General features: G+C 36.1%; 9 protein-coding genes. 6 read left to right on the top strand and 3 right to left on the bottom strand.

All coding sequences use genetic code 11. The annotated features are described in order from the left end of the window. Window positions 1-166 precede the first annotated feature (166 nt). Window positions 167-235 (top strand): bacteriocin-like protein, encoded by a 69-nt coding sequence (locus LIV57_RS23000; protein WP_410674350.1) that lies wholly within the window; start codon window positions 167-169, stop codon window positions 233-235. Between the two features lie 122 nt (window positions 236-357). Here the strand turns inward: LIV57_RS23000 and LIV57_RS22680 are convergent, their stop codons facing one another. Further along, on the bottom strand, window positions 358-1,308 hold the full coding sequence (locus tag LIV57_RS22680; RefSeq protein WP_202840961.1) for an isopenicillin N synthase family dioxygenase: 951 nt from the start codon (window positions 1,306-1,308) through the stop codon (window positions 358-360). Between the two features lie 84 nt (window positions 1,309-1,392). Here LIV57_RS22680 and menD point away from each other — a divergent pair, with 84 nt between their 5' ends. After that, on the top strand, window positions 1,393-3,063 hold the full coding sequence (menD, locus tag LIV57_RS22675; protein WP_227944425.1) for a 2-succinyl-5-enolpyruvyl-6-hydroxy-3-cyclohexene-1-carboxylic-acid synthase: 1,671 nt from the start codon (window positions 1,393-1,395) through the stop codon (window positions 3,061-3,063). Window positions 3,064-3,065: 2 nt separating this feature from the next. Here the strand turns inward: menD and LIV57_RS22670 are convergent, their stop codons facing one another. Beyond that, entirely contained in the window at window positions 3,066-3,692 is a 627-nt protein-coding gene (locus LIV57_RS22670; RefSeq protein WP_227944424.1) for an aminotransferase class IV, read from the bottom strand. After that, window positions 3,676-4,653 (bottom strand): aminodeoxychorismate synthase component I, encoded by a 978-nt coding sequence (locus LIV57_RS22665; RefSeq protein WP_227944423.1) that lies wholly within the window; start codon window positions 4,651-4,653, stop codon window positions 3,676-3,678. Before LIV57_RS22665 ends, LIV57_RS22670 begins: the two co-directional genes overlap by 17 nt. A 44-nt stretch (window positions 4,654-4,697) precedes the next feature. Here LIV57_RS22665 and LIV57_RS22660 point away from each other — a divergent pair, with 44 nt between their 5' ends. The 4 genes from LIV57_RS22660 to LIV57_RS22645 all read left to right on the top strand — a co-directional run bounded on the left by LIV57_RS22660 (window position 4,698) and on the right by LIV57_RS22645 (window position 7,557). Then, window positions 4,698-5,423: a hypothetical protein gene (locus LIV57_RS22660; RefSeq protein ID WP_227944422.1), complete on the top strand. Its 726-nt coding sequence runs from the start codon at window positions 4,698-4,700 to the stop codon at window positions 5,421-5,423. 72 nt (window positions 5,424-5,495) lie between these two features. Next, window positions 5,496-6,221, top strand: coding sequence for a beta-carotene 15,15'-monooxygenase (locus LIV57_RS22655; RefSeq protein ID WP_227944421.1), 726 nt, complete (start codon window positions 5,496-5,498; stop codon window positions 6,219-6,221). A 12-nt stretch (window positions 6,222-6,233) separates the two neighbouring features. Then, window positions 6,234-7,313, top strand: coding sequence for an AI-2E family transporter (locus tag LIV57_RS22650; RefSeq protein WP_110011749.1), 1,080 nt, complete (start codon window positions 6,234-6,236; stop codon window positions 7,311-7,313). A gap of 10 nt (window positions 7,314-7,323) precedes the next feature. Then, window positions 7,324-7,557 carry a DUF3820 family protein gene (locus LIV57_RS22645; protein WP_227944420.1) on the top strand — a complete coding sequence of 78 codons (234 nt, stop codon included), beginning with the start codon at window positions 7,324-7,326 and terminating at the stop codon, window positions 7,555-7,557. Window positions 7,558-7,630 lie beyond the last annotated feature (73 nt).

The raw sequence follows: 7,630 nt of genomic DNA, 5'->3' as shown, positions 1-7,630 counted from the left end.
GCACTGTGTGGTATATTTAAAGATTAAATTTAATATAGCTTACTATTCTTTTACGGTTTAAGACTTTTTTAGTTTTAATTGATTAATTATTAATATAATAAAATAGTAATTTTAAGCTTGCGTTATCCGAAAAGCTTATAGAGTAGGAAAAACTAAAACAATAACTATGAAAAATTTAAAGAAAATTGAGAGAAAGGAATTGAAAAGTATTTCAGGAGGAATGTCAGGAACTTAATGATCAAAATAATGGTTGTTACAGAATGGATAGCTGCACAATGTTATGTACACGCGTTTCCTATTTAACTGGAATGTAATATAGTAAAAAACGGCTGCCTCAAATAGAGACAGCCGTTTCTTTTATTTTTTAATCAATCCCAGTTCGATCAATCTTTCATGCAGGAATTCTCCGGCGGTAGTATCTTCGTATAATTTAGGATTGTTTTCATCTACACAGTTCTCAAGTGCATTTAAAGACATGGCACTGATTGGATGCATAAAGAAAGGAATTGAATATCTTGAAGTGCTCCACATTTCTCTTGGCGGATTTACCACTCTGTGGATCGTAGATTTCAATTTGTTATTGGTATGTCTTGAAAGCATATCACCAACATTGATCATCAGCTCATCTGGTTCTGCAATGGCATCAATCCACTCTCCGTTGTGGTTTTGAACCTGAAGACCTTTTCCTTGTGCTCCCATTAAAAGAGTGATAAGGTTGATGTCTCCGTGAGCAGCTGCTCTTACCGCATCATCCGGTTCTTCAGTGATTGGCGGATAGTGAATCGGTCTTAAAATAGAATTTCCTTCTGCGATCTTGTCATCAAAATAAAATTCATCTAAACCAAGGTGTAATGCTAAAGCTCTTAACACATACTGTCCTGTTTTCTCAAGCATTTGGAATGCTTCTTTACCAACTTCATTAAATCTTGGAAGTTCTTCAACGATTACGTTGTCCGGATACTCAGTTCTGTATTTTGAATCATCAGACAGATATTGTCCAAAGTGCCAAAATTCTTTTAAGTCTCCTTTTTTGAAACCTTTTGCAGTTTCTTTACCGAATCCTACATAACCTCTCTGGCCACCAATTCCTGGAATCTCATACTTTTGTTTCGTTTCCACTGGCTGTTCAAAAAAGTTTTTTACCTCTCCATACAAATCATCCACTAGGTTGTCATCAAGAAAGTGGCCTTTTAAGGCTACAAAACCAATTTCTTCATAAGCTTTTCCGATTTCATTTACAAATTTCTGTTTGCGTTCCGGGTTGCCCGAAAGGAAATCACGCAGGTCTACACTAGGTATTTTATCCATTTTTAGAAATTTACGAACAGCAAAATTACATTTTTTTTAATTTAAATGATTTTAAAATCATTATTTATAAGTTAAATTTGCTGTATGAAAAAATATTCTTCTAAGAGAAGTATCCAAATACTTGCACATCTTCTTCAGCAGTACGGAATTGCAGATATCGTAATTTCTCCGGGGTCGAGAAATGCTCCTTTGGCCATCCATTTTTCAGAGGTAGATAGTTTCAACTGTTACAGCATTGTAGACGAAAGAAGTGCTGCTTTCGTGGCAATGGGTATGGCGAAAAGTGTGAAAAAACCTGTAGCTGTTACGTGTACCAGCGGATCTGCGGTAGTTAATTATTATCCTGCGGTTACGGAAGCATTTTATCAGAATGTGCCCCTTTTGGTACTTACTGCTGACAGGCCGACAGATTTTGTTGATATATTCGATGGGCAAACGATCAGACAGAAGGATGTTTTTCATCAGCATTCCTATGGTGACTTCCAGCTTTTGGAAGACAGTAAGGAGAATGCAGAAGATATTAATTTCGATATCATTAAAAAAGCTATTGAACTTTGCTTTGAGAAGCAAGGTCCGGTACACATTAATATTCCTTTGGAAGAACCTTTGTATGAGCTGGTTTCAGAGCTTCCTACTTTTCCTACGGTAGAAAAGACAATTAAGCATAAAGAGTATGAAATTCCGTCCAATCTGATTGCAGAATGGCATACTTCACAAAGAATTATGCTGTTGGTGGGAACAAGAGATTACAGTCCGGAACTGGAAAGCCAGCTGACCCAGTTGGTGAAAAACCATTCTGTTGTAGTACTGAGTGAAGCCAATTCAAATTTGCACCATGAGAAGTTTTTCAAACATATAGACCGTTATATTTTCAACTTTACAGAAGAAGACTATAAAACATATGCTCCTGACCTGTTGATTACAGTTGGGCAGAATGTGGTTTCCAAAAAAGTGAAACAATTCCTCAGAAATGCCCGTCCAAAACAACACTGGCATCTGGATGAAGTGTGGCAGCCTGATACTTATTTCTCACTCACAGAAAAGATAGAGGTGAAACCTGAGGTTTTCTTCTCAAAACTGTTGAAATTTATCAATCTGGAACCAAGGCCTTATTATAACCTTTGGGACGTCTTAAGGGATAAAAAAGATGCTAAACACGAACAGTTTTTAAATACAATTGATTTCTCAGATTTTTATTTCTTCAATAAAGCGTCACAAACAATTCCTGAGAATTATAATATTCATTTCAGTAACTCCTCGGGGATCAGATATGCGCAGCTGTTTGATTTTGGGACGAGAAAAATGTACTGTAACAGAGGAACAAGCGGTATTGACGGATCTACTTCTACGGCAATGGGATTTGCCATTAAAAATGAAAATCCAACCTTATTGATTACAGGTGACCTGAGTTTCTTCTATGACATCAATGGTCTGTGGAATCAATATATTCCGCCATTTGTAAGAATTATGATTTTCAATAACGGTGAAGGAAATATCTTTAAAATCATTCCTGGCCCTGGAAATGCCAACCCGAATACATTAGACGAGTTTATTGCCACAAAACACCGCAAGAATGCCGAGTCTTTGGCGAAACATTTTGGCTTCTCCTACATTAGGGTAGAAGATGAGCTTACCCTGGACAGAGTTCTTGAGAATTTCTTCAAACCTGATGCGCAGCCAAAAATCCTGGAAGTAAATACTCACGGGAAGAATAGCGCAGATGTACTGAAATCGTATTTTGAGTTTATGAAATAAATTTAAAGATCAAGATATTCTTCATTCCCCGGCAGATTGATAATTCTGTCGATAGGATAGATAAACATATCATCAAAATCATTCAACGCATTAATGATCTGGAAATGGGTGAATTGCTTTATATTCTGTAAAGTGATCTCCGTTTCTTTGATCTTTTTATGCTTTAAAAGATGTTGTCTCTGTACACCGTTCAACAGGTAAGTAGAAGGAGTGAACCAATCTTTTCCCTTTAGAAATAAAAGGTTGGAAAAGGAGGTGTCAGTGATATGATTATTTTTGACGATGATAATTTCTTCTGCTTTTGCTTTCATCTTCATTTTATCGAGCTCTTTGCGGTCTTCAAATTTGAATGAATAATCAAAGCTGTTGTTTTCTACCAGCTGAAAGTCCTGTATTTCAGGAATCGCGTAAGGAATCATCTGTGTTCTGATCTTTTTATCAAGGTCATAAGCAATTCTCAGCTTGAAAAGACCATCTTCATCATGCTGCAGATTTTTATAGATCTTGGCCAGATCAATAGAGTCTTCCTTCCCGAAATGGGAAAATGTCTGATTGACACGTTTCTGATGTAGATCCAATAGAAAAACCTCCTGATCTTCTACTTTAATGCTTTCAATGAATTGGGACATAGATTTTATTTTTCATTTCCTGATATTCGTCTTCTAATTTGCTCATGTGCGTTATACCGCCTCCGCTTTTGAAATACAATTGATCTCCTTCTTTTTCAATAAAGCGTATCATTACACAGCTGTCTACATTTTGGCCGTCAAACCAGCCACAGATTCCCGTGTAATATCCTCTGTCATACCCTTCCGCATCCAGAATAATTTCCAGTGTTTTAGGTTTGGGAGCTCCTAAAATAGAGCCTGCAGGAAGCAGTTTCTGCATAATACTTCCTATTTTTCCCTCATATTCAGGTTTTATCATCCCTGAAATTTCAGAACTCATTGCATACAGATCCTTCTGCCGGGTTTTGATAAAATCAATCTGTTGGAACTGATCCACCTGTACATTGTCTGCTACCATGCTTAGATCGTTCCGGAGGAGATCTACAACCGTGTAATGTTCTGCCTTCTCCTTTTTATCATTTTTCAGGATTTCTGCTGCATTTTCAATAGATGCATCAATGGTCCCTTTCATGGGATAGGTAAAAATTTTTCCATCAATGATCTTTACAAAAGTTTCCGGAGAAAAAAATACAAAAAAATCTTTATAAAAAACTTTGTATTTCGCATTTGAATGATAAAAAATTTCTTCCAGGGTTAAATTAGTCTCAATACGTGTTTTTCTTGTATAATTTACTAAATAAGAGTTTCCCAGGCGAATATTTTCCTGAACTTTATTAAAGCCGGCCTGAAAGCTCTCCAATGTTTCAGGAAAGGATTTCCAAACTACTTTTTTATCCAGAGTATGGGTCTCTTTTGAGGTTGAAAATTCCTGAAAATCAACAATTAAACCCTGTTTTTCAATTTCATTTTCCTGATAGATTTCAACGTTCTCCGAGAGAAAGTCGATGATGAAAAAATAGGGAACCTTCTGAAGAGAAAGCTCGTCTATTTCCATAAATTTTTGATGATTCACTGAAAACATTCTGCAAAAGTACTTATTGATGTTTACTTTTGCATAAATTTTTTATGATGCAGAACAAATATCCTCAGAAACCGGGAATAGATTTTATATTGAAGCAGGCATTTTTTTATTGGAATAAAACCCTCGTTTTTCAGTTGATGTTTTCCATTTTTTACTTTGGAATTTTCCTCACGGTATTTTTCGCCGCAGATCTGAAATATAATATTTTGAGCCAGTACATGGAAACCAGCAAGTATCTTAAGGATGGTATGCAGGCCTATGCCGCACAATATACTAAAATGATTTCCACTCCGGAATTTCAGAATTTTTCTCTGATGATTGTGGGGACTATGATTTTTCTTTATCCTCTCAATATCGGGTTTTATCAGATCTACAGAAAAATTGATCTTAAAGAAAAGCTGGAACTGGGAGATTTACTGGTGGGATATAATGGACTTAACTTTTTTAAGTACATAGGATATTATATTTTCTGGTTTTTCATTTATATCAATGCTGCCCAGACTATTATTCTTGGAATCGTTTGGGTGATAGCAACTGTATTTGTTGCTCCGTTGATGTTTTTTACCAATAAAAGAATCTTTGAATCCATTTCCCTGAATTTTAAAGCGCTCAGAATGTATTTTCTGGAAATAACGGTATGTGTAATCGTTGCCTTTCTATTTAAGTACTTAGGCTTTGCCCTATTTTTTATTGGAGGATTATTTACTTTTCCTTTTTGGAATGCAATGATTTACTCATTGTATAAAACCGTTTTTTCAGAGAAAAGTTAAAATTCATTCGTGTTTAATGGGATTTTTTACTAAAAAAAAGTAAATTTGGTAAAATCATTAAATATTTAAACTATGTCTGAATTTAACGAATTTGATCAGCAGGGCTCTGTACCCAACAGAGAAACGGGATCAATTATTTCTCATGCTTTTGAAATGTACAAAGGCGTTTTCGGTTACGGAATTGTAGCTATGATCATCTACCTTATCGGAGGTTCTGTTATTCAAATGCTTACAGGGTTTGACTCTGCTTCTATGGTGGAAGAAATGAAATCAGGAGGAGATTTTAATTACTGGAGTGCTCCGGGACTTCCTTTATATATGGGAGCGTCCAGCCTTTTCGGACTTTTATTATCTCCCTTGTATGTAGGATTGATCTATATGGTCAATAAATACAATACCAAAAGTCCGATTGAATTTTCTGATCTTTTTATCGGATACCGCCAGAATTTTGTAAACATCCTGATTTATAGTCTTCTTGCGTGGATAATTTCTTCCATTGCTCTGGCATTATGTGTTCTGCCTATCATTTTTGTATATCCTTTCCTTTTAATAGGATATCCGATTCTGTTATTTGAAAATGCTTCAGCTACAGAGGCTTTATCAAAGTCGTTCAATATTGCTAAAGAAAATTATGGAACTTTCTTATTAACCGGGTTTTTAGGAGGTCTGATTTCTGTTGCAGGAATTATTCTTTGTGGAATAGGGATTATCCTGACAGCTCCGTTTATTATGATTGTAATGTACTCTACCTATTGCGCTTTCTTAGGAAAACCAAGACAGATTATGTACAGTAAATAAAATATAAAATACATGATGAATAAGGACAAACAAATAAGCAGTGTTGCGATAAAGCAGATGTCGTTACTGGCCATCATTCTGGTATTGACCGGATTGATCTGCTTTAATCTGGCATTGTTTATTCCCTCGGTTCTGGGAGCGATTACCATTTATGTGGTCTGCAGAAAGTATAATTTTTATCTGCAGGAAGAAAAGAAATGGAAACCGTCACTGGCTGCTTTTGCATTGATGTTTGCAAGTCTTATTGTTCTTATTCTTCCGATCTATTTTATTGCCGATCTGATTATTGATAAACTGGGAAACGCACAGGCTTATATGGCCAAGTTCAATGTTTTCCTGGATAAAATACATGCTTATATTTTCTCAAAAACAGGGTTTGATATTCTAAGCAAAGAAAATATGGCAAAACTGAAAGATAATGTAGGAAAATTTTCTACTTCTGCAGTCAGTGGGACATTCAATACGCTTACAGTTGTGATGTCCATGTATTTTATTCTCTATTTTATGTTGGAAAAACCGAGGCTCTTTGAAAAGATTCTGACTTCTTCCGCTCCGCTGAAGAGAGCAAATATCTCTCTGATTGGCGATAAAATGAGAAAATTAATCATGGCAAATGCTATCGGAATTCCGGTTGTAGCAGTAGGGCAGGGGATTGTTGCTCTCATCGGTTATCTGATTTTTGGAGCACCGGGAGCAGCATTGCTTTTTGCATTAACGGCTGCCGCTTCTGTAATTCCTGTAGTAGGAACGGCTATTATCTACGTTCCCGTGTGCATTTTTATGATTGCGGAAGGTAATACCGGACAAGGAATTGGTTTAGCGATCTACTGCCTTGTGGTGGTGGGACTTACTGATAATCTTCTACGTTTTACCCTTTTAAAGAAACTGGAAAATATTCACCCATTGAATACCGTATTCGGAATCATTATGGGAATGAATCTGTTTGGGTTTATGGGACTGATTTTCGGACCTATTCTGATCTCATTGACACTTCTTCTGGTGCAGGTATACAGAAACGAATTTTCGGATGAAGATACTCCTCCGGATCTTGAACTGCCCGCTCAGGATGATATTAAAGAACAATTAATTTAATTATATAAAAGTGGAAGGACTTAATCCAGAAATATTAAAAGAAATCTGTGTCATGAAAATGCCTTTCGGTAAATATGAAGGAACGGTTCTGGTGGACCTTCCCATCAGCTATCTGGAATGGTTTAATAAAAACGGAATGCCAAAAGGAAAATTGGGAATGCAGCTTTCAACGGTCTACGAGATCAAATTAAACGGACTTATGGATCTTTTGACTCCTATCAGGTCAGCAGTAAGGAATGGATGATAAAAATTAAAAAATACCCATTTTAGGATATAATTTCGGCGGCATCGAAGATGCCGCCGAAATTATATTATAA

Origin of the sequence: Chryseobacterium sp. X308, from assembly GCF_020733145.1 — a bacterium.
In the GTDB taxonomy this organism is placed as follows: domain Bacteria; phylum Bacteroidota; class Bacteroidia; order Flavobacteriales; family Weeksellaceae; genus Chryseobacterium; species Chryseobacterium cupriresistens.
This window is presented reverse-complemented; position numbering and strand designations above follow the sequence as displayed.